Below are 21,009 nucleotides of genomic sequence, written 5' to 3'. Positions count from 1 at the left end.
TCCCCGGCGACAGCACTAGGAGGTCCCGGTGGCCGACAAGAAGGTCTACCCGGTCCAGCTCGTCCAACCGGACGGCAGACGGGTGCACGGTGCACGGTATGCGGAGGTCGTCGCCGACGTCGGCGCACAGCAACTCCGCGCAATGTACGAGGACATGGTGGTGGTCCGGCGCGTCGACGCCGAAGCCACCGCGCTGCAACGGCAGGGCCAGCTCGGGATCTGGGTACCGAGCCTCGGCCAGGAAGCCGCCCAGGTCGGTTCGGCGCACGCGCTCGATCCCGACGACTACGTCTTCACCAGCTACCGCGAGCACGGTCTGGCGTACTGCCGCGGCGTCGATCCGGCGCAGTGGCCACGCCTGTGGCGCGGTGTCGCGCTGTCGTGCTGGGATCCGAACGCGCTCGCGCTGACGAATCCGGCAATCGTCGTCGGCGCGCAGGGCCTGCACGCCACCGGCTACGCGATCGGCGCGCACTTCGACGGCGCCGAGATCGCCACCGCCGCGTACTTCGGCGACGGCGCGACCAGTCAGGGCGACCTGTCGGAGGCACTGGGATTCGCCACGAGCTTCAACGCCGGGGTGGTGTTCTTCTGCCAGAACAACCACTGGGCGATCAGCGAACCCGTTCGGCTGCAGAGCCCGAACCCGCTGGCACAGAGGGCAGCCGGCTACGGCATGCCGTCCGTGCAGGTGGACGGGAACGACGTGCTCGCGGTCCTCGCCGTCACCCGGACCGCGGCCCGGCGGGCCAGGGAGGGCAGCGGTCCGAGCTTCGTCGAGGCGCTCACCTACCGGATGGGCCCGCACACCACGTCCGACGACCCGACCCGCTACCGGACCGGCGCCGACCTCGAGCCGTGGCGGGCGCGCGACCCGATCGATCGGATCCGTCGACTCCTCGAACGCGAGGACGCGTGGGACGGCGAGTTCGACGGCCGGGTCCGGGAGAAGGCCGAAGGCGCGGCCGCCGCTTTCCGGGCCGGCACCCTCGCCCTGCCCGACCCGGAACCGCTGCGCCTGTTCGACCACGTCTATGCACACGGGCACACCGTCCTCGACGAGGAACGCGACAGCTACGCCACCTACCTGCACGACCTGGAGGGGGCGCGCTGATGACCACCATGACCCTGGCCGGTGCGATCAACGCCGGACTGCGGCGCGCACTCGACCACGATCCGAAGGCCGTGCTGATGGGCGAGGACATCGGCGCCCTCGGCGGCGTCTTCCGGGTCACCGACACCCTGCAGAAGGACTTCGGTGACGCCCGCGTCATCGACACCCCCCTCGCCGAATCCGGAATCGTCGGCACCGCATTCGGACTCGCACTGCGCGGCTACCGCCCTGTGTGCGAGATCCAGTTCGACGGCTTCGTCTACCCGGCGTTCGACCAGATCGTCTCGCAGGTCGCCCGGATCCACTACCGCACCGAGGGGCGGGTCCGGGCACCGTTGACCATCCGCATCCCGTTCGGAGGCGGAATCGGTGCGGTGGAACACCATTCGGAATCCCCCGAGGTGTACTTCGCGCACACCGCCGGACTGCGCGTGGTCAGCCCGTCCACCCCGTCCGACGCCTTCACGATGATCCAGCAGGCGATCGCCGACGACGACCCGGTGGTGTTCTTCGAGCCGAAACGCCGGTACTGGGACCGCGGCGAGGTGGAGCCCGACGCTCCGCCCGCGCTCGACCTGTATTGCGCCCGCGTCGCCCGCCCCGGCACCGACGCCACGATCGTCGCGTACGGACCGATGGTGGCGACCGCACTCGCCGCGGCCGCCGAGGCCGAGACGGAGGGGCATTCGTTGGAGGTGATCGACCTGCGGGCACTGTCCCCGATCGACTTCGACACCGTCGAGGCATCGGTCCGCCGCACCGGGCGGCTCGTGATCGTGCACGAGGCACCGGTGTTCGCCGGACTCGGCGCCGAGATCGCCGCCCGCATCACCGAACGCTGCTTCTACCAACTGGAGGCGCCCGTGCTGCGGGTCGGCGGGTTCGCCACCCCGTACCCGCCGGCGAAACTCGAGAAGTACTACCTGCCCGACCCCGATCGCATCCTCGATGCGGTCGACCGGACGCTCGCCGCCTGACGGGGACCACCGTGACCGGCGAGGTGCACGAGTTCCGGCTGCCCGACCTCGGTGAGGGCCTGACCGAGGCGGAACTCATGTCATGGTCGGTGGCCGTCGGCGACACGGTTGCACTCAACCAGGTGATCGCCGAGGTCGAGACCGCGAAGGCCGCCGTCGAACTGCCGTCGCCGTTCGCGGGCACCGTCCTCGCCCTGCTCGCCGCCCCCGGTGACACGGTTCCGGTCGGTGCGCCACTGATCCGGATCGGGGACGCAGGCGCCACCTCCGAACCCCTTCCTCCCGCACAGGGTTCGGTGCTGGTCGGGTACGGCCCCGCCGCCCAGCCGGCGAGCCGACGACGCACACGACGGCGCGACGGCGGCGCCGTCACCGCGGACACCGACGGCGGCGCCGTCACACCCGGTGGCACCCGGGACGAGGCGGCCCGGCCGGACGCGAAACCGTCCGCTCGTCGACTCGCGCGCGAACTCGGCGTCGACCCGGCGACGGTGCCGGGCACCGGTTCGGGCGGGGCGATCACCGTCACCGATGTCGAAGCTGCCGCGACCGGGGGCGGCCGGGATTCCGCGCCTCAGGCGGGCCGGGAGTCCCGGACCCCGATCCGGGGCGTCCGCAAGCAGACCGCCGCGGCGATGGTGCGCAGCGCGTTCACCGCACCGCAGGTCACCGTGTTCGTCACCGTCGACGTGACGGCGTCGATGGAACTGCTCGACCGGCTACGGAAAACGGCGCCGTTCGCCGGCCTCACCCTGACGCCGCTGTCGCTGGTGGCGAAGGCGATGCTGGTGGCACTGCGGAGTCGCCCGGAGCTGAACGCGAGCTGGGACGAGGTCAGGCAGGAGATCGTCACCAAGCACTACGTGAACCTCGGTGTCGCGACCGCGACGGAGCGGGGGCTGCTCGTGCCGACGGTCAAGGACGCGCACGACATGACCCTCGTCGACCTGACCCGCGCGATCGGTGAGTCGACGACCACCGCCCGAGCCGGGCACGCGACGCCGGCGGACCTGACCGGCGGCACGATCACGATCACCAACGTGGGGGTGTTCGGAGTCGACGCGGGCACGGCGATCCTGACGCCCGGGGAGGCGGCGATCGTGTGCCTCGGCGCGATCGCCCGCCGTCCGTGGGTGGTCGACGACGAGGTGGTCCCCCGCTGGGTGACGACGCTGGGGTTGTCGTTCGACCACCGTCTCGTCGACGGCGAGCAGGGTTCGCAATTCCTCGCCGATGTCGCCGCGATCCTCACCGACCCCCTCACCCTGCTGGCCCGGAGCTGAGCGACTCTGCCGGCCCGGAGCTGAGCGACTCTCCTGGCCCGGAGCTGAGCGACTCTCCTGGCCCGGAGCTGAGCGGCTTCGCCGCCCGTGAGTACTTTTGGCCCGGCTGGGGACCAAGAGTGCTCACGGGCGGCGGTGCCGCCACAATGGGACCCGATGCTGCTGACCACGCTCGACGCCGCCCGTCTCCGCCGTGCCCGTGCCGCCGTCTTCGGCGTGTTCGCCGTCAACGGTTTCCTGCTCGCCGCGTGGGTGGTGCACATCCCCGCCATCTCGGAGCGGACCGGCATCAGCCACGCCACGTTGGGCTGGTTGCTGCTGGTCCTCGCCGGCGGCGCCCTGATCGGCATGCAGATCGCCGGACCGCTCGCGGACCGGTGGGGCAGCCGACGCATGATCGCGGCGGCGGGCCTGCTGCTGTCCGCGGGTGCCATCGGGCCGGCGCTGGCGTCCGACGCGGTGGGCCTGGGCGTGGCACTGGCCATATTCGGGTTCGGCAACGGCGCGCTGGATGTGTCGATGAACTCGCAGGCCGTGCACGTCGAGCGGGCCTACGGCCGACCGATCATGTCGGCGTTCCACGCCCTGTTCTCCCTCGGTGGGGTCGCCGGGTCGCTGCTCGGTGCGGCGACGCTGGCCGCGGGCGTGGCGCCGTCGACGGCGCTGCCGGGGGCGGCCGCGGTCGGCGCCGTCACCATCCTCGCCTGCCTGCCTGCGCTGCTGCCGCACGAAGTACCCGATGAACAGACGGCGGCCCCCGGTTCGGCGAGTTCACCCGAGCGACCGGCGACCGCGAAGGTCCTGGCCCTCGGCGCGATCGCGTTCGCAGTGTTCCTCGCCGAAGGGGCCGCGAACGACTGGAGCACGCTGCAGGTCAAGGAACACCTCGGCACGTCCGACGCGACCGCGGCACTGGCATTCGGCGCGTTCGCGGTGATGATGACCGTCGGCCGGTTCACCGCGGACCGGGTCGCGGCGGCGCTCGGACCGGTCGCGGTGGTGCGCTACGGCACCCTGATCGCGGCTGTCGGGATGGGCGCGGTGATGGCGTCGAGTTGGGTCCCGCTCACCCTGCTCGGGTGGGCGCTGTTCGGACTCGGGCTGTCGGGCTGCATCCCGCAGATCTTCACCGCCGCGGGCAACCTGAACGTCGGCTCCCCGGGCGTGAACATGTCCCGGGTGGTGGGCATGGGGTATCTCGGGTTGCTGGCCGGTCCGGCACTGCTGGGATGGTTGACGCAGCTGATGCCGTTGACCGCGACGCTCGCTGTCCCACTCCTGTGCGTCCTGCTGGCGTGCCGGTTCGCCGGACTGCTCCGGCCCGCACCGTGATCCGGCCCCCCGACGAGGCACGGGCACCCTCGCGCGGTCAGCCGCGCCAGAGTGCCCGTGTCATTGCAGAGCCCGTGTCATTGCAGAGCCCGTGCCATTGCAGAGCCGGTGGTGTCACAGCGCCGTTGATGTGACACCACCGGTGGTGTTGCAGCGCCCGTGTTACAGCGCCTTGAGTTCCTCGGTGACCTCGGAGACCATCTTCTTCGCGTCACCGAACAGCATCGAGGTCTGATCCGCCGTGAACAGCGGGTTGTCGATGCCGGCGTAGCCGGACGACATGGACCGCTTGAGCACGATCACCGACTTCGACTGGTCGACGTTGAGGATCGGCATGCCGTAGATCGGGCTCGACGAATCCTGACGCGCGGCCGGGTTGGTGACGTCGTTGGCGCCGATAACGATGGTGACGTCGGTGCGAGAGAACTCACCGTTGATGTCGTCCATCTCCTTCATCGCGTCGTACTCGACGTCGGCCTCGGCGAGGAGGACGTTCATGTGACCGGGCATGCGGCCGGCGACCGGGTGGATCGCGTACTTGACCTCGACACCACGCTCCTCGAGCATGCTGGCCATCTCCTTGACCGCGTGCTGCGCCTGCGCGACCGCCAGACCGTAACCCGGCACGACGATGACCTGGTTGGCGTACGCCATCTGGATCGCCGCATCGGAGGCGGAGGTGGCCTTGACGGTGCCGCCCGCGGCGGAGCCCGCGGCGCCACCCTCGTCACCGCCACCGAACGAGCCGAAGATGATCGCCGGGATGGACCGGTTCATCGCCTTCGCCATCAGGTTGGTCAGAATCGAGCCGGACGCGCCGACGATCATGCCCGCGACGATCATCGCCTGGTTGTTCAGGGCCAGACCCGCCGCGGCGGCGGACAGGCCGGTCAGGGCGTTGAGCAGCGAGATGACGACGGGCATGTCGGCGCCGCCGATCGGCAGCACCACGAACAGGCCCATCACACCGGCCGCGACGAGCAGCCCGACGATCAGCCACGGCGACTGCGGGTCACCGTCGGCGCCCACACCGATGTAGATCGCGAGACCGATCGACACCACCGCGAGGACGATGTTCGCGAGCTGGAACAGCTTCGCCGAGGCGACGACCTTCTTTTCCAGGTTCTTGTTGAGCAGTTCCTGCAGCTTGGAGAACGCGACCAGCGAACCCCAGAACGACACCGAACCGATGATCGCGGCGAACAGCGACCCGACGATGAACGGCGCCGACGGCACCGCCTCGACAGCGGTGAAGCCGTCGGAGTTGAGGAACTCCGCCCACGCGATCAGCGCGACCGTGCCACCGCCGACGCCGTTGAACAGGGCGACGAGCTGCGGCATCGCGGTCATCTTGGTGCGCAGCGCGGGCGGGACACCGAGTATGACGCCAACGGCCAGGCCGCCGATGATCAGGCCCCAGTTGTCGGTGTCGCGGATGTCGATCAGCACCGCGATCACGGCGACGAGCATGCCGACCGCGGCGATGTAGTTGCCGCGCACCGCGGTCTTCGGGCCGGTCAGACCCGAGAGACCGTAGATGAACATCGAGAACGCGACGATGTACAGGATCGTGACGAGGTAGCCCATCAGGCGTCAGCCCCCTTCTTCTCGACGACCTTCTGGGCGTCCTTCTTGGGCTTGAACATCGCGAGCATGCGGTCGGTGACCACGAAACCGCCGACGACGTTCAGGGTGCCGAACACCAGCGCGACGAACAGGATGATCTTGATCGACCACGGCGCGTCGCCGGGCAGATGCCCGAGCACGACCAGCGCGCCGAGCACGACGATGCCGTGGATGGCGTTGGTGCCCGACATCAGCGGCGTGTGCAGCGTGTTCGGGACCTTGGAGATGACAGCGAATCCGACGAACCCGGCCAGGACCAGGATCGCGATGTTCGCCAGCAGTTCGTTGTACATCAGGCGTTCGCCCCCTCACGGGTGACGCAGGCGGCGGCGAGGATCTCGTCGTCGAAGTCGGGCGCGAGCGCACCGTTCTCGTCGAGCATCAACTCGATGACGGCCTGCAGGTTCTTCGAGTACAGCTCCGAGGCGTGCTCGGGCATCGTCGCGGGCAGGTTCAGCGGCGAGCAGATCGTCACACCGTGCTTGACGACCGTCTGACCGGGCTCGGTCAGCTCGCAGTTGCCACCGGTCTCACCGGCCAGGTCGACCACGACGGAGCCGGGCTTCATGCCCTGCACCGCGGCGGCGGTGACCAGACGCGGCGCCGGACGACCCGGAACCAGCGCGGTCGTGACGACCACGTCGAAGCCCTTGATGGCGTCCTCGAGCGCCTGCTGCTGCTGCGCGCGCTCGTCCTCGGTCAGCTCGCGGGCGTAGCCGCCCTCACCGGCGGCGTCGATGCCCAGGTCGAGCCACTGCGCACCGACCGAACGCACCTGGTCCGCGACCTCCGGACGCACGTCGTAACCGGTGGTCCGGCCGCCGAGCCGCTTCGCGGTCGCGAGGGCCTGCAGGCCGGCGACACCGACACCGAGGACCAGCACGGTCGCCGGCTTCACGGTGCCCGCGGCGGTGGTCAGCATCGGGAAGTACCGGGTGGACTCCGATGCCGCGACGACGACGGCCTTGTAGCCGGCGACGTTCGCCTGCGACGACAGCGCGTCCATCACCTGGGCGCGGGAGATGCGCGGAATGGCCTCGACCGCGAACGCGGACACGCCCGCGGCCTTCAGTGCGGCGATCCCGTCGGGGTTGGTGCGCGGCGCCAGGAAACCGATCAGGACGGATCCCGACTTCAGCTTCGCGGTTTCGGCGTCGGTGGGCGGCGCGACCTTGACGACCAGGTCAGCCGACCACGGGTCGCCGATGGTGGCACCGGCCTCCTTGTACAGCTCGTCCGGGATCAACGCCCCGAGACCGGCACCGGCTTCGACGACGACGTCGAGGCCCTTGCCGATCAGGGTCGTGACGACCTTCGGGACCAGCGCCACCCGCCGTTCACCGTCGTTCGTCTCTCGAACGACGCCGACCGTCGGGCGCGCCTGGGGCGTGCTCTTCGATGTGTCCAATGTGACTACTTCCTGCGATTGGTGGTTGTCGGGCCGGGACGGGCGGCGGCCCGCGTGCGACGAGTGGACGATGGTCCGGGTAGCACGAAGTAGCCAATGCTGACACGCTTTCGCTCACGGATACATCTCAAAATCCCCAAAACAGGCACTGAATCGAATCCGATCAAGGGCAAGTGGCGTAGATTCCGACGGAATTGTGTCACCGGTCACAGCGATTTCGGGTGCCTCCGCGGGGCGTCAGCGGCGTTCCACGGCGCCCGTGAGGCCCGAATTCCCGCACGCGCCGACTGCCCACCGCTCGTTCATCCCGCCTCGCCGACCGTCCGTCGAACCTAGACTGGGCCACAGGGCCGGGTCACTGCTTCTGCCGCGGAGGTGACGATGACCAGTCGGACGACACCGGACGTCACGGTCGAGCGCGTGTACGACCACCCCGAACCGGAACCGGGCGCGGTCCGCGTCTTCATCGACCGCCTGTGGCCGCGGGGCGTCCGCAAGGACGATTTCCACTACGACGACTGGGCCAAGGACCTGGCACCGTCGACGGAACTGCGGCGCTGGTACAGCCACGACGCCGCGCATTTCCGCGAGTTCCGGGCCCGCTACCGTGCCGAACTCGAATCCGACGAGGGCCGCGAGGCCATCGCCCGCGTCACTGCGCTGGCGAACGGCAGGCCGCTGGTGCTCCTGACCGCCACCCACGATCTGGAACACAGTCACGCGGACGTGCTGGCCGAGGTCCTGAACGAGGCGTGAGCACCCGCCGCGGGAAAGACGAGCGCAGCAGCGAACAAGAAAAGTGGCGAACAAGAACAGTAAGGAGAGACGTGGGCGACGACGTCGGGGGCGACCCGGTCTGCTGGCTGGACCGGGTGTGCCCGGAGTGCGGCGCGTTCCTGCCCGACGGCCCCGACCACGGCTGCCCCCGCTGCGAGTTCGGGACCGCCGAGATCGGCGATCGCGAGATCGGCACCTGAGCTCCCCCACGCCTCTACAGTGGCCGAATGAGCGACAGTGGCCGAATGAGCGACAGCGACCGGAAGAGCGAGACCAGGACCCCGACGCTGCTCGACCGGGAGCCGCTGACCGCAGCCCTGATCGAACAGTGGGACGTGATCGGCGCCCTGCTCGCACGGTTGACGCCGGAGCAGTGGGCGCAGCCGTCGGCGCTGCCGGGCTGGTCGGTGCATGACGTCGTCGCGCACCTCATCGGTACCGAGTCCATGCTCGAGGGCATCGACCCGCCGGTCGAGGCGGACGCGGTCCCCGACTCCCCGCACGTGCACAACCCGATCGGCGCCTTCAACGAACGCTGGATCCACGGCCTGCGGGACCGATCGCCCGCCGAGATGCTGGCCGCGTACCGGGACATCACGGCACGCCGGGCCCGGGCCCTGGGTGCGATGTCGCAGGACGATTTCGACGCGCCCGCGATGACCCCGGTCGGGCCGGACAGTTACGGGCGGTTCATGCGTACCCGCCTGTTCGACTGCTGGTTCCACGAACACGACATCAGGGACGCGCTCGACCTGCCCGGCGACGAGGGCGGTCCCCGCGGCGAGTACGCGTTCGCCGAACTACTGAACGGTGTCGGGTTCGCCGTCGGGAAGAAGGGCCGGGCGCCGCAGGGTTCGTCGGTGACGTTCGCACTGTCGGGTCCCCTGGCGTTTGCCGACGACCGTCCGCGGGAGGTCCACGTCGTGGTCGGCGACCCCGCGCACCCGGAGCGCGGCGGCCGCGCGGCGGTGGTGCCGACTCTGCCCGGGCCACCGACCGTCACCCTCGGCCTGGACTCGCGGCTGTTCACCCGGTTGTGCGGCGGCCGGGTCTCGGGCGCCGACCGGATCGACGAGATCACCTTCGTCGGGGACGAGGCCCTGGGCAGGCAGATCGCGACGAACCTCGCGTTCACCATCTGATGCGGCTGTTCCTCGCGTCGTACCGTTTCGGCGCCGACCCCGACCGACTGCTCCGGTTGGTGGGACGCCCGGGCCGCGTCGCCGTGATCGCGAACGCCGCCGACTCGTGGGGATCCGCGCGGAAGTCCGCGGTGGTCTCGGACCTGGTCCCGTTGCGACGGCTGGGTTTCGACGCGCGGGAGGTGGATCTGCGGAAGTTCGTCGGGGCACCGGACCGGCTGCGGGCGGAATTGTCCCGCCACGACCTGGTGTGGGTGCGAGGAGGCAACACCTTCGTGCTGCGCGCCCAGTTCGCGCGCAGCGGCGCGGACGAGGTTCTGACGGATCTGCTGCGCGAGGACGCTCTGGTGTACGCCGGCTACAGCGCGGGGGCGTGTGTGTTGACGCCCAGCCTGCGGGGCCTCGAACGTGTCGACGACCCGGCCGAGGTCGCATCCGCGTGCGGGGTGCCGGTCATCTGGGACGGCCTCGGACTGGTGGACCACGCGATCGTCCCGCACTACCGGTCACCGGGATACACCGCGACCGAGTCCGCCCTGATCGAGGAGATCGCCGACGGCTACCGGCGCGACGGTGTGAAACACCGAACCCTCACCGACGACGAGGTGATCGTTGTCGATGAGGGTTCAGCGGAAGGGTGACTGTGTCCCGAGGGTCCTTCAGCGTGGACTCCGCGTTCCGGCGGAGAACCGGCTCAGCCGAAGACGACCCGGCGGTCGGACCGCAGCGCCGGCAGGAGCGAGAGCCGGCGCGGCGTCTTGAGGCGACGCCGCGAGACCTCGTCGGCTCCGGCGAGGAGGGCGTCCACGAGCAGCTCAGGGTCACGACGCCAGGCTCCGACGATCGCGACCAACGCCTCGTCGGTGAACAGGCCGCTCTCCGAAAGGGCTTCTTTCCACTCGGCCATCTCGCCGTCGCGCACCTGGTCGATGGCGTGGACGTCGATCTCGCCACCATCCCATTCACAACACAGCACCGCGTTGACCAGGTCTTTCGTCGGGGATGCCAGATCGTTCATGGTGCCGGTCCCTCCGTCGGGTGCGACTTCTCGCGCCGGTGTAACACTTTGGTGCGCTCGAGCGATTGGAGCCCAACCTAGCCGGAATCGAGGGCGGTGGCGAGGACCAATCACCACAATCAGGTAACAGAGTGACAGTTGTGACTGCTGTGACAAACGAGACGACGAGTGGCGCCCGGATCGGACACCGGGCCGACGTGCTCCGTCACCCCACGGTCAGACCGCGGACACCCGTTCCGCCGCGACAGGCAGGGACGCCACGCGCGAGGCGGTCAGGCGACGGCGGGTGATCTCATCGACACCGTCGAGGAGGGCGTCGACCAGCAGTTCCGGGTCCGCTCGCCAGGCCGACTCGAGGTCGCGGACGGCACCGGCCGACAGCATCCCGGAGTCCGCGACCGCGGACACCCAGTCACCGAGTAGTCCCGCGCGGATCGCGGCGACGGCGGCGGCGCCGTCGGTGTCGAGGTCATCGAATTCGTACGCGAGGATCGCGCGAACCATGCCGTCTGCGGCTGTGGGGTCGCTCATCTCGTAACTCCGTTCACGCATGCCGTGCGCGCACGCCCGGCGGTAACACCCTGTCCGTCACTCGACGGACATGCCCGCTCGACCTGTAACGCCTCCGCGATGTCGAGCGATAGACGCGAATCTAGCCCCTGGCGAGGGATGTTTGTATAGCTAGGAGCGAAACATCGCGTTAACTCGCCTGTGGGTTGCCCCACATTGACGTGCCTGGAAATGTAATCTGCGTCACTACCAGCACCCTTGCGATTCCGCTTCACTCTCGGGCGTGTCGCCACCCGTCCCGCCCCCGGTCCCGCCCAGTGGGACCGGGGGCGGGACGCCACGACACGACCGCGACCCCGATGCCGGAAACGACCCCGACAGTCAGGGGCCGGGTACAGACTGGGAGCCGACGACCGCGGGCAGTGGACAACCGTAGGGAGTGCGACATGGGCAGCGTTGGCGACACCGGCAGCCAACCCCTGGTTCCACCGAGTGCGGTCGACGTCGACCTGTCCGGGCTCGCGCAGGGCTGGAACCGCACGATGTCGGACCTCGAAGCCGGCATGTGGCGGATGGAAGAGGCACAGCCGAAGCTCCGCTCCCCGATCGTCGCCGTGGACGTCCTCGACGGCCCACCGGACTGGGATCGCCTGGTCCGCGCGCACGAATGGGCTTCGCACATCGTGCCCCGGATCCGCATGCGTGCGGTGGAACCCGTGTTCGGACTGGGCAATCCGGTGTGGTCGGTGGACCCCGAGTTCGATCTCGACTACCACCTGCGGCGGGTGCGGTTGCCCGAGCCCGCGACGTTCGACCACGCGCTGCGGATCTGCAGGCACCTGGCGACCGAGCCGTTCGACAAGGCCCGTCCACCGTGGACGGCGATGCTGATCGAGGGCCTCGAGGACGGCCGAGCCGTGTACGTGGTCAAGACGCACCACAGCATGACCGACGGCATGGGCGGCATCGGCCTGATGACGCTGCTGCACAGCCGGCGCCGCGAGCCGACCCCCGACAAGCCGGACCGCCTGCCCGCGCCCCCGGAGAACCTCAACACCGTCACCGCGTTCGGTGAGGAGGTCGCGACGCAGCTGCGCCGGGCCCCGGGCCGGATCGCCGGACTCCTCGGCGGGGCGGTGCGGACCGCCACCGCGACCGTGACGAACCCGCTCGGTGCAGCCGCCGAGGCTTTCGAGTACGCGAACTCGCTTCGGCGGGTGGTCACTCCCCCACCCGCGACTGGGTCGCCGTTGCTGCGCGACCGTGGGCTCGGCCGCTGGTTCGGTGCGCTCGAGGTGGGCCTGGACGAGCTGAAGGCCGGCGCGAAGGCGGCGGGCGGGTCTCTCAACGACGCGTACGTCGCGGCGTTGCTCGGCGGCTTCGCGCGCTACCACGACCGGCACGGTCAGCAGATCGGCGCGGTCCCGATGGGGATGCCGGTGAACATGCGGACCGCGTCGGATCCGTCCGGGGGCAACAGGTTCACCGCGGTGCGGTTCGCCGGCCCCGCCGCCGAACGTGATCCGGTCGCGCGGATCGCGAAGGTCCGCACGATCGTCCTCGGGCTGCGGGAGGAGCCGGCGCTGGACGCGCTCGACCTCGCGGCGCCGCTGCTGTCGCGGCTCCCGACGTGGCTGCTGGCGAACTGGTACCTCTCGCAGTCCACCGGACTGGACCTGCAGGCGAGCAATGTCGCCGGGGTGCCGGTCCCGGTGTATCTGGCCGGGGCCCGGATCGAGCGGATGTTCCCGTTCGGTCCGGCACCGGGATGTGCGGTGATGGCGACGCTCGTCTCGCACAACGGGGTCTGCTGTATCGGCGTCAATCTCGACACCGCCGCGGTCACCGCGCCGGCGATGTTCATGGAGTGTCTGCAGGAGGGGCTCGACGAGGTGGTGGCCCTGGGCACGGCGAAGGGCTCCGAGTGACGGTGACGGGCGTGGTCACGGCGAGGATGGGAGTGTCACGATGACGGCGAACACGGCACGGCCCCGGGTGTACCTGACCGAGGCGATGACCGAGACCGAGTCGGGGGTGCTGCACACCTGGCTCGGTGAGCGGATGAGCACCTCCTCCGTGCCGGCGAGCGCGGTGACGATCACCGATCAGGCCCTCGCCGAACTGACGACGCGGGAGGACGACCCGCTGCTGACGCCGGTGCGGGTGGTGTGGCTCCCCCGCGACCCGAACGAGCCGGGATCAACGCGGCTGCGCGAGGCGCTGTCGCCGCGGGATCCTCTGCACCCCGGCCGGGGTGCGCAACGTCGGGTGCTGCGCACGGACCCGTCCCGCTGCCGGGTGATCGAGGGCGAACCGGCGCCGCTCAGCGACCTCGAACGCCGTCTCTCCGAGGGCGGCGGCGGGTCGTTGCCGGAGTTCATCCGCCGCCAGGCCGCCCTCGCCCTCGAACGCGCGGAGCGCACCCTGCTCGGCGACCAGTACAAGGTGTCCCGATTCGTCGTCGACGAGATCACCGACAGCCGGCGCTATCGCGACGGCATCCGAAATCTGGCTTCGGACCTGCGTACCGATGTCACCCAGGTGGACGAGCAGGCCCGTGAGGCACTGGACGAACTTGTCGCCACGCAGAGCCGACGGGCGATCGCGGTGTGGGATCGCTTGGGGCGCTACTTCTCCCGCGCGTATCGGCTCGACGTCGACGCCGCCCGGTTCGACGAGTTGCGCGAACTGAACCGCAGGCACTCGCTGGTGTTCCTGCCCAGCCACCGCTCGTATCTCGACCCGCTGGTGTTGCGGCCTGCGTTGCTGGCCAACGATCTTCCGCTCAACCACGTGATGGGCGGCCTGAACATCAACTTCTGGCCGATCGGCCCGATCAGCAAGCGCAGCGGCACCGTGTTCATCCGCCGCAAGTTCGGCGACGACGAAATCTACAAGTGGACGTTGCGCGAGTACATGCGCTATCTGGTGACCAAGCGGTTCAACCTCGAGTGGTACATCGAGGGTGGCCGCACCCGCACCGGGAAGCTGCGGCCGCCGCGGTTCGGTCTGCTGACCTACCTGGCGCAGGCGTTCCACAGTTCCGTCGCCTCCGACGTGTACCTGGTGCCGGTGTCGATCACGTACGACCAGTTGTACGAGGTGAAGGCGATGGCCGCCGAGGCGCACGGCGAGGTCAAGCAGAAGGAGGGACTGCGCTGGTTGGTCGGATACGTGCGCGCGCAGGGCAACCGGCGCGGCGTCGCGCACGTGACGATCGGCCGTCCACTGTCGCTGGCACAGTCCCTCGCCCAGGATCCCGACCAGCGTCTGGCGATCCAGAAGACCGCGTTCGAGGTGTGCCACCGGATCAACGAGGTCACCCCGGTCACCGCGTCGTCGCTGGTGATGCTCGCGTTCCTCGGCATCGAGGACCGCGCGCTCACGGTCAATGAGCTCGAGTTCATCCTCACCCCGCTGATCGAGTACATCCTGGTGCGCAAGCTGCCGACCGCAGGCGATGTCGACCTGACCAACCCGCAGGTGATCCGCACGGCACTGCAGACGCATCTGGACTCGGGAGTGCTCCGCCGCTTCGACAAGGGCGACGAACGCGTCTACTACCTCGGTTCCGACCAGCATCTCGTCGCGGCGTTCTACCGCAACAACAGCATTCATTTCCTGATCGTGAGGGCGATCGCCGAACTGGTGCTCGAAGCGGCGGTCGAGGAGCGGTTCACCGACCCTGTAGCGGACGGGTGGGCGGAGGCGCAGCGGATCCGAGACCTGCTCAAGTTCGAGTTCTTCTTCTCGGACAAGGACACCTTCCGGCAGCAGCTGCGGGACGAGCTGCAACTGATCTGCCCCGGATGGGAGGACCTGCTGAAGGACCCTCACCAGGTGGAAACCATTCTCGGCGCGGTGCGGCCATACCTCGCGCACCGGGTGCTGCAGCCGTTCCTGGAGTCCTACGAGGTGGTCGCCGACCGGTTGATTCTCGCCCCGGTCTCACCCACCTTCAACGAGAAGTCGTTCGTGACGGACTGTCTCGCGATCGCCAAGCAGCGCCGGTTGCGACAGCAGATCTCGAGCAGCGAATCCATCTCGGGTGAACTGTTCGGCACCGCGCTGGCCCTGGCGCGCAACCGCGGCCTGGTGGAGGCCGACGACGGCGACGTCGCGCAGCGCCGGGCGCGGTTCGCCGCGGAGATCGGGGTCCTGGTCCGCCGGGTGCGCCGCATCCGCGATCTTGCCCACGACCGCCTCGACAGCCTCGCCGAACCGGTCATCGAACAGAAGGGCCCGGAGCGGTGAACGCCCTCGACGCGCTGTACCGGTCCATCGCGGAGGCGCCGCCGGGACCCGGCACCCTCGCCGCGTTCGACCTCGACGGCACCCTGATCGCCGGGTACTCGGCAACGGTCGTGTACCGGAACCGGTTGCGCACCCTCGACATCAGCGTCGGCGAACTGCTCAGGACGACCGGCGCGGTGATAGACACCCAGTTCCGCGGCGCCGATGTCGGCGGGCTGATGGACATCGCGGTGCGGGCGCTCGCCGGACGCCAGGACGACGAGCTGCGAGAGTGGGGGCTGCGCCTGTTCCGCCAGGAGATCGCGGGCATGATCTACCGTGACGCACGCGCCATCCTCGCCGCGCACCGCCGGGCGGGGCACACGGTGGTGATGGCGACATCCGCGACGCCCTATCAGGCCCAGTTCGTCGCCGACGACCTCGACATCACCGACGTGCTGTGCACCCAGCCCGAGGTCCGCGACGGCATGCTCACCGGGAAGCTGGCGACCCCGCCGCTGTGGGGCGCGGAGAAGGCGAAGGCCCTCGCCGCGTACGCGACCGAGCGTGGCGCGGATCTGGCCGACGCGTTCGCGTACTCCAATGGCGCCGAGGACGTTCCGATGCTCGAGTCGGTGGGGTACCCGGTGGCACTGAACCCGGACGGCGAACTGACCAAGCAGGCGCGCAGACGCGGATGGCCCGTGGTGACCCTGCCGAAACCGCAGCGCGGCGCCACCCCGCTGTCGACCGCGCGGACTGCGACCGCGATCGGCGCGCTGATGACCACGGCGGCAGCCGGGGTGGGTGCGGGACTGCTCACCCGGAACCGGCAGACGGCCGCGAACCTGGTGGGCTCGGTGGGTCCGGACGTCGCGTTGGCGATCTGCGGGATCACCGTCGATGTGCAGGGCCGGGAGAACGCGTGGCGCCAGCGACCGGCGGTGTTCATGTTCAATCACCAGAGTTCTCTCGACGTCCTCGTGCTCGGCAACGTGATTCGCCGCGACGTGACCGGGGTCGCGAAGCAGGAGGCCTCGCACGATCCCCGGTTCGTCCCGGTCGGTGCGTTGCTGGACGTGGCGTACATCGACCGGTCGAACACCGTGAAGGCGAAGGCCGCGCTGGCGCCGGCGGTCGAGAAGCTGCAGTCGGGGACGTCGCTGGCGATCGCACCGGAGGGCACCCGGTCCCCGACCCCGAAGCTCGGCCGGTTCAAGAAGGGCGGGTTCCACCTGGCGTTGCAGGGGCAGGTGCCGATCGTCCCGATCGTCATCCACGACACCGGCGAGCTGATGTGGCGCAATTCCCTTGTTGCGCACCCGGGCACGGTACACGTCGATGTGCTGGAACCGGTGCCGACGGACGGCTGGACCGTCGAGACGCTCGACAAACACGTACAGGAGGTGCGCGAACTGTTCGAGGCGTGCCTGCACCGGGGGCCGCAGTGACGCGAACGCTCCGGACGTGGCCCGTACTGGTGACGGTGGGCGCTGCGGCGATGCTCGCGGCGTGCGGTTCCCCCGGTGCCCCCGACTCGCCGACCACGGTGTCGCCGCCGGCCGCGACGACGGCAGGGCCGACTACCGGGGGCGCCGCGTCCGGAGGCGCCACATCCGGAGACACCGCGGCTGCGGTGGCCGACCAGGACCGGTGCACCACCCAGGAACTGTCCGTGAACGAGGGCCGGGTGGAAGGTTCGGCGGGATCGGTGACGATTCCGCTGGTGTTCACCAACACCGGGAGCCGCACCTGCACCCTGTACGGGTTCCCGGGGGTCTCGTACGTCGACGGTGCGGACGGCATCGAGGTCGGAGCTGCCGCGACCCGGGCCGGCGGCAGTGGCGAACCGGTCGTCCTGGCGCCGGGCGGACGCGCGACTGCCACGGTCCGGGCGGTCCAGGTGCTGAACTATCCGGCGGAGCAGTGCAACCCGACACCGGTCGCGGGTCTGCGGGTGTACCCGCCGAACGACACCGCCACCCTCTTCGTGTCCCGCGCGGGCACCGGCTGCGCGCAGCACGGGGTGGACCAACTCGAGGTGACCGCGGTCGACGGTCGATGAAAGGATCATCATGGCAGCCGATTTCGAGTCCGTGGACGCCTATCTGGAAACGTTCTCCGGGGAGACGCGCGCCGTCCTGGACAAGGTCCGAACCACCCTTCACGACGCGATTCCCGGCGCAGGCGAGAAGATCAGCTACCAGATTCCCACCCTCACGCTCGACGGTAAGAATGTCGTGCATTTCGCCGGGTGGGCGAAGCACGTCAGCGTGTATCCCCTGCCCGCGGGCGACGAGCAGTTCGCCGCGGACCTTGCGCCCTACCGGTCCGGGCCGGGCACCGCGAAGTTCCCGCTGAGCAAGCCGATCCCGTACGAGCTGATCGGACGCATCGCGTCCTTCCTCGTCGCCGAGCGGGCGTGACGGTGGCACGTGGGCCCTGGCCCGCACGACGGATCCATCGGCCGGGCACGCTCGATCCGTGCGCCGTCCAGTCGACGACAACTCCCGGTCGGAGGGCTTCCCCGCCTCTCCCCATCTCCTCCGCGCATGTGGGACAGCGCTCCCGATAGTGCGTGCCCGGTCAACGCTGCGGACCTCGGGTTCCGCTGCGTCGATGGGCTGAATTCTCCAGCAGGTTGACGGCTGTTGTGCGCGGTCAGCCCAGAGGGTCCGCCCTCACGCATTCGGCTCGATCTGGAACGGCTTGGTGTGTCGTGGCCGTCTCAGCGAATGAGTTGATCGCTTCGACGAGCCGGCCGGTGAAGCTGCCGCCGCCGTGGCCGGCGTCGTCGATGACAACGAGGCGGCTGCCTTCCCACCGGCGTGAGAGTTCCCACGCGGTGTCGAGCGGACCGGAGACGTCGTATCGACCGTGAACGAGAATCGCAGGGATTCCCGCGAGGCTATTCATGCCGTCGAGCAGTTGGTTTTCGGCAAGGAAGTGGTCGTTGCCCCAGTAGTGGGTGACCAGGCGCGCGAACACCATCCGGAACGTGGGGTCCTGGTATCTGCGGGAGGGCGCCCATCCGGGAACGAGCGAGACGTGGGTGTCTTCCCACTCGCACCAACGTAGTGCCGCGTTCTCACGGACAGCGGTATCGGGGTGTGCGAGTAGGCGTGCGTACGCCGACGCCAGGTTTCCGTCGCGCTCCGCTTCCGGCACCGGTTCGACGAACCGCTCCCACTCGCGTGGAAATATGCGCCGCATGTCGCGGGTGATCCACTCGACTTCCATGCGGCGACCGGATGTGATTGCACCCAACGCCATTCCGACAACCCGGTCGGGGTGTGCTTGCGCGTAGGCCAAGCCGAGACACACGCCCCAGGACACACCAGCCACGACCCATCTTTCGATTCCGAGGTGTTCGCGAAGGCGCTCGATGTCGGCGATGAGGTGGTCGGTCGTGTTCGTGGAAAGGTCGGTGGCCGGATCATCAGCGCGGGGCGTGCTGCGCCCGCAACCACGCTGATCGAACAACACAGCGCGAAACACGCGCGGGTCGAAGAACCGGCGCATGCCCAAGGTGCAACCCGACCCCGGACCGCCGTGGAGATACACGACTGGAAGGCCCGTCGGGGTACCGATGGTCTCCCAGTACACAGTGTTTCCGTCGGATACCGCGAGATGGCCCGACTCGTACGGTTCGATCACTGGAAACAGATCCATTCGGGTGAGTTTGTCACGGCCACACACCCCATCGAGAGACCGGCAAGCAACGGTCCTCATATGCGAGAGATCCGGCGGTCTCGGATGAATCGGGCGAGTGCGGCTCGGGTAGCTGTCGCGACGACCCCGTGTCCGACGACAGCAATGTTCAGCCAGGTGCATGCGGCCATGACGCTGGTGACACCGGTCGGGTCGTTGACGGCCGGTTCCCGGCGGCAGTGGGCTGCCGTCTCGCGATCGAACGCCATGCGACCCTGGCCGGAGGTGCTGGATTCGAGGGTTCCGGGCGTCTTCGATGATGTCGGTGGATGCACGCGAGCGTGTGGGGTTCTTCTCGGCGTACTCGCTCGGCACACCGCCGAGCGAGTACGCGACATTTCAAAGCGACCAGTCGAGGGCTGTTCGGCGGTTGCGGTGGGCGTCATCCATCAGCTCGAGAAGACGTTCCGGCGTGACCTCGGTGCGGATGCCGCTGGCGATGTCGGTGATCTGAACACTGTTCCGTGCGATTTCGGTCGGACCGATGGCCGCGATGAGGTGGTCTCGCGTCTTGCGAGCGTTTCGAACGCGCGCTCCCAATGACCCGTCGTGGTCGACTCGGCTGCGAAGTCCTAGGTGGCGAGCCCTTTCGGCGAGTGTGCGCGCTGCTCCGTCCTGGTCGGGACTTACGGGCAGGACTGTGATGTGGATCGGAGAGAGCCAGAACGGGAGGCGACCTGCGTAGCGTTCGAGTAGTGCTGCAGTGACGCGCTCCATCGACCCCACTGTCCCTCGATGGATCATGACGGGGCGGTGTTCGCCGCCATCTGCGCCGACATAGGTGAGCCCGAATCGTTGGGGCTGATTGAAGTCGAGTTGCACGGTGGCAATGGTTTCCTCGCGGCCGCGTCCGTCCTGAACTTGCAGATCGAACTTGGGGCCGTAGAACGCGGCTTCACCCGGGGCTTCGACCAATTTCAGTCCGCGCTCGGCGAGGACGGACTGCCCGGCGGTGCGAAGGTTCTCCTGGGCGTGCTCCCACTGTGCGACGGTGCCGAGCCATGTCGAGGAGTTGTCTCTCGTCGACAGTCGGACGTAATCGACGGGAAGCCCCAAGATTTCCTGAGCACGCAGTGCTGCACGCAACCCAAGTTCAGCTTCGTGGAGGACCTGGTCCGGTCTGCAGAAGACGTGAGTGTCGTCGAGGTTGATCTGCCGGACGCGACTCAAACCAGAGACAACACCGGAACGTTCGGCCCGGAACATGGAGGCGAGTTCGTTGAATCTGAGAGGCAGTTCACGATATGAGCGTTGAGTCGATGCGTAGATCAATGCGTGATGAGGACAGTTCGCTGGCCGCAGCATCAGCTCGTCGTCGCCCATACGCATGGCGGGGAACATGTCCTGGCTGAACTTGCTCAGATGACCGGAACGCTCGTACAGTGCCCGCTTCCCGAGCACCGGCGAGAACACACCGAGGCAGCCATCGGCTGATGCGAGTTCCTTGGCCAGCTTCTGCAACTCCTCCCGAATTACGGCCCCGGCGGGGAGCCACATCGGAAGACCGGAACCGGCAAGCGGATCGGTGGCGAATATGTCCATGTCGAGATTTAGATCTCGGTGGTCGGCGACCATAGGTGTCTGCTCCTGTTGGTTTGTACCGGAACAGATGGGGGAAAGAACGAAGCCCCGGAAACTGTTCCGGGGCTTGAGATGTCTGAGGGAGGTCAGTCCATCGCGAAGGCGCCGGAAGTGTCCGGCGTCGTCGTGGAGATGCGGCGGCCCTGCATGGGGCAGGAGTCTACCTGATGGGCGCACGGTTGCGCGTTCAGTTACAACGTCATGACCCGCAACAGCCAGGCACGGTTATTGATATGTGCACGTTTCAGCGAGCGGGCACGCAGGGACCCGGCAGGGTGGTGACCAGCATTTGCTGTG

The 21,009-nt window shown here is 68.7% G+C and carries 20 protein-coding genes; 13 read left to right on the top strand and 7 right to left on the bottom strand.

Annotation, left to right across the window (positions count from 1 at the left end; genetic code table 11):
• Nucleotides 1-28 precede the first annotated feature (28 nt).
• The 4 genes from pdhA (at nt 29) to ACWDUM_RS26345 (ending at nt 4,706) form a co-directional block, all read left to right on the top strand.
• Nucleotides 29-1,114: a pyruvate dehydrogenase (acetyl-transferring) E1 component subunit alpha gene (gene pdhA, locus ACWDUM_RS26360; protein WP_450136281.1), complete on the top strand. Its 1,086-nt coding sequence runs from the start codon at nt 29-31 to the stop codon at nt 1,112-1,114.
• Nucleotides 1,114-2,091: an alpha-ketoacid dehydrogenase subunit beta gene (locus ACWDUM_RS26355; RefSeq protein WP_450136280.1), complete on the top strand. Its 978-nt coding sequence runs from the start codon at nt 1,114-1,116 to the stop codon at nt 2,089-2,091. Before pdhA ends, ACWDUM_RS26355 begins: the two co-directional genes overlap by 1 nt.
• A gap of 11 nt (nt 2,092-2,102) precedes the next feature.
• Entirely contained in the window at nt 2,103-3,374 is a 1,272-nt protein-coding gene (locus ACWDUM_RS26350) for a dihydrolipoamide acetyltransferase family protein (protein ID WP_450136279.1), read from the top strand.
• Nucleotides 3,375-3,530: 156 nt separating this feature from the next.
• Complete coding sequence (locus ACWDUM_RS26345) at nt 3,531-4,706, top strand: MFS transporter (protein ID WP_450136278.1); 1,176 nt, start codon at nt 3,531-3,533, stop codon at nt 4,704-4,706.
• 162 nt (nt 4,707-4,868) lie between these two features.
• Here ACWDUM_RS26345 and ACWDUM_RS26340 read toward each other — a convergent pair whose 3' ends face one another.
• The 3 genes from ACWDUM_RS26340 to ACWDUM_RS26330 are packed head-to-tail and all read right to left on the bottom strand — an operon-like array spanning nt 4,869 to nt 7,740.
• Complete coding sequence (locus tag ACWDUM_RS26340) at nt 4,869-6,293, bottom strand: NAD(P)(+) transhydrogenase (Re/Si-specific) subunit beta (RefSeq protein WP_450114173.1); 1,425 nt, start codon at nt 6,291-6,293, stop codon at nt 4,869-4,871.
• Nucleotides 6,293-6,625, bottom strand: coding sequence for an NAD(P) transhydrogenase subunit alpha (locus ACWDUM_RS26335; RefSeq protein ID WP_378427185.1), 333 nt, complete (start codon nt 6,623-6,625; stop codon nt 6,293-6,295). The genes ACWDUM_RS26340 and ACWDUM_RS26335 overlap by 1 nt, the downstream gene beginning before the upstream one ends.
• On the bottom strand, nt 6,625-7,740 hold the full coding sequence (locus ACWDUM_RS26330) for a Re/Si-specific NAD(P)(+) transhydrogenase subunit alpha (protein ID WP_450114174.1): 1,116 nt from the start codon (nt 7,738-7,740) through the stop codon (nt 6,625-6,627). The genes ACWDUM_RS26335 and ACWDUM_RS26330 overlap by 1 nt, the downstream gene beginning before the upstream one ends.
• A gap of 381 nt (nt 7,741-8,121) precedes the next feature.
• Between ACWDUM_RS26330 and ACWDUM_RS26325 the strand changes: the two genes are divergently transcribed.
• From ACWDUM_RS26325 to ACWDUM_RS26310, 4 genes are all read left to right on the top strand, one after another.
• Nucleotides 8,122-8,496, top strand: coding sequence for a DUF488 domain-containing protein (locus tag ACWDUM_RS26325; RefSeq protein WP_450114175.1), 375 nt, complete (start codon nt 8,122-8,124; stop codon nt 8,494-8,496).
• A gap of 71 nt (nt 8,497-8,567) precedes the next feature.
• Complete coding sequence (locus ACWDUM_RS26320) at nt 8,568-8,717, top strand: hypothetical protein (protein ID WP_450136277.1); 150 nt, start codon at nt 8,568-8,570, stop codon at nt 8,715-8,717.
• Between the two features lie 45 nt (nt 8,718-8,762).
• On the top strand, nt 8,763-9,659 hold the full coding sequence (locus ACWDUM_RS26315; protein ID WP_450136276.1) for a maleylpyruvate isomerase family mycothiol-dependent enzyme: 897 nt from the start codon (nt 8,763-8,765) through the stop codon (nt 9,657-9,659).
• On the top strand, nt 9,659-10,300 hold the full coding sequence (locus ACWDUM_RS26310) for a Type 1 glutamine amidotransferase-like domain-containing protein (protein WP_450136275.1): 642 nt from the start codon (nt 9,659-9,661) through the stop codon (nt 10,298-10,300). The genes ACWDUM_RS26315 and ACWDUM_RS26310 overlap by 1 nt, the downstream gene beginning before the upstream one ends.
• A gap of 53 nt (nt 10,301-10,353) precedes the next feature.
• Here ACWDUM_RS26310 and ACWDUM_RS26305 read toward each other — a convergent pair whose 3' ends face one another.
• Together ACWDUM_RS26305 and ACWDUM_RS26300 are read right to left on the bottom strand one after the other, a co-directional pair.
• Nucleotides 10,354-10,677: a hypothetical protein gene (locus ACWDUM_RS26305; RefSeq protein WP_450136274.1), complete on the bottom strand. Its 324-nt coding sequence runs from the start codon at nt 10,675-10,677 to the stop codon at nt 10,354-10,356.
• A gap of 216 nt (nt 10,678-10,893) precedes the next feature.
• Entirely contained in the window at nt 10,894-11,208 is a 315-nt protein-coding gene (locus tag ACWDUM_RS26300) for a hypothetical protein (RefSeq protein ID WP_450114180.1), read from the bottom strand.
• Nucleotides 11,209-11,633: 425 nt separating this feature from the next.
• On the opposite strand from ACWDUM_RS26300, the gene ACWDUM_RS26295 reads away from it, so the two are divergent.
• The 5 genes from ACWDUM_RS26295 to ACWDUM_RS26275 are packed head-to-tail and all read left to right on the top strand — an operon-like array spanning nt 11,634 to nt 17,846.
• Nucleotides 11,634-13,115, top strand: coding sequence for a wax ester/triacylglycerol synthase domain-containing protein (locus ACWDUM_RS26295; protein ID WP_450136273.1), 1,482 nt, complete (start codon nt 11,634-11,636; stop codon nt 13,113-13,115).
• A 40-nt stretch (nt 13,116-13,155) separates the two neighbouring features.
• Nucleotides 13,156-15,441, top strand: a complete 2,286-nt coding sequence (locus ACWDUM_RS26290; protein ID WP_450136272.1) for a glycerol-3-phosphate 1-O-acyltransferase — start codon at nt 13,156-13,158, stop codon at nt 15,439-15,441.
• Nucleotides 15,438-16,871 (top strand): HAD-IB family hydrolase, encoded by a 1,434-nt coding sequence (locus ACWDUM_RS26285; protein ID WP_450136271.1) that lies wholly within the window; start codon nt 15,438-15,440, stop codon nt 16,869-16,871. The genes ACWDUM_RS26290 and ACWDUM_RS26285 overlap by 4 nt, the downstream gene beginning before the upstream one ends.
• Nucleotides 16,868-17,485, top strand: a complete 618-nt coding sequence (locus ACWDUM_RS26280) for a DUF4232 domain-containing protein (RefSeq protein ID WP_450136270.1) — start codon at nt 16,868-16,870, stop codon at nt 17,483-17,485. Before ACWDUM_RS26285 ends, ACWDUM_RS26280 begins: the two co-directional genes overlap by 4 nt.
• A gap of 10 nt (nt 17,486-17,495) precedes the next feature.
• Complete coding sequence (locus tag ACWDUM_RS26275; protein ID WP_450136269.1) at nt 17,496-17,846, top strand: iron chaperone; 351 nt, start codon at nt 17,496-17,498, stop codon at nt 17,844-17,846.
• Between the two features lie 235 nt (nt 17,847-18,081).
• Here ACWDUM_RS26275 and pip read toward each other — a convergent pair whose 3' ends face one another.
• Nucleotides 18,082-19,092 (bottom strand): prolyl aminopeptidase, encoded by a 1,011-nt coding sequence (gene pip, locus ACWDUM_RS26270; protein ID WP_450136268.1) that lies wholly within the window; start codon nt 19,090-19,092, stop codon nt 18,082-18,084.
• 378 nt (nt 19,093-19,470) lie between these two features.
• Entirely contained in the window at nt 19,471-20,706 is a 1,236-nt protein-coding gene (gene thrS, locus ACWDUM_RS26265; protein ID WP_450136267.1) for a threonine--tRNA ligase, read from the bottom strand.
• Nucleotides 20,707-21,009: the final 303 nt, after the last annotated feature.

The sequence above is a fragment of the Rhodococcus sp. NPDC003322 genome, assembly GCF_053589555.1.
This window is presented reverse-complemented; position numbering and strand designations above follow the sequence as displayed.

Excerpts from the sequence above, each read along its gene's own strand:
- ACWDUM_RS26355 (WP_450136280.1), top strand. The coding sequence starts at position 1,114 with ATGACCACCATGACCCTGGCCGGTGCGATCAACGCCGGACTGCGGCGC.
- ACWDUM_RS26345 (WP_450136278.1), top strand. The coding sequence starts at position 3,531 with ATGCTGCTGACCACGCTCGACGCCGCCCGTCTCCGCCGTGCCCGTGCC.
- ACWDUM_RS26340 (WP_450114173.1), bottom strand. The coding sequence starts at position 6,293 with ATGGGCTACCTCGTCACGATCCTGTACATCGTCGCGTTCTCGATGTTC.
- ACWDUM_RS26335 (WP_378427185.1), bottom strand. The coding sequence starts at position 6,625 with ATGTACAACGAACTGCTGGCGAACATCGCGATCCTGGTCCTGGCCGGG.
- ACWDUM_RS26325 (WP_450114175.1), top strand. The coding sequence starts at position 8,122 with ATGACCAGTCGGACGACACCGGACGTCACGGTCGAGCGCGTGTACGAC.
- ACWDUM_RS26315 (WP_450136276.1), top strand. The coding sequence starts at position 8,763 with ATGAGCGACAGCGACCGGAAGAGCGAGACCAGGACCCCGACGCTGCTC.
- ACWDUM_RS26310 (WP_450136275.1), top strand. The coding sequence starts at position 9,659 with ATGCGGCTGTTCCTCGCGTCGTACCGTTTCGGCGCCGACCCCGACCGA.
- ACWDUM_RS26305 (WP_450136274.1), bottom strand. The coding sequence starts at position 10,677 with ATGAACGATCTGGCATCCCCGACGAAAGACCTGGTCAACGCGGTGCTG.
- ACWDUM_RS26300 (WP_450114180.1), bottom strand. The coding sequence starts at position 11,208 with ATGAGCGACCCCACAGCCGCAGACGGCATGGTTCGCGCGATCCTCGCG.
- ACWDUM_RS26295 (WP_450136273.1), top strand. The coding sequence starts at position 11,634 with ATGGGCAGCGTTGGCGACACCGGCAGCCAACCCCTGGTTCCACCGAGT.
- ACWDUM_RS26290 (WP_450136272.1), top strand. The coding sequence starts at position 13,156 with ATGACGGCGAACACGGCACGGCCCCGGGTGTACCTGACCGAGGCGATG.
- ACWDUM_RS26275 (WP_450136269.1), top strand. The coding sequence starts at position 17,496 with ATGGCAGCCGATTTCGAGTCCGTGGACGCCTATCTGGAAACGTTCTCC.
- pip (WP_450136268.1), bottom strand. The coding sequence starts at position 19,092 with ATGGATCTGTTTCCAGTGATCGAACCGTACGAGTCGGGCCATCTCGCG.
- thrS (WP_450136267.1), bottom strand. The coding sequence starts at position 20,706 with ATGGTCGCCGACCACCGAGATCTAAATCTCGACATGGACATATTCGCC.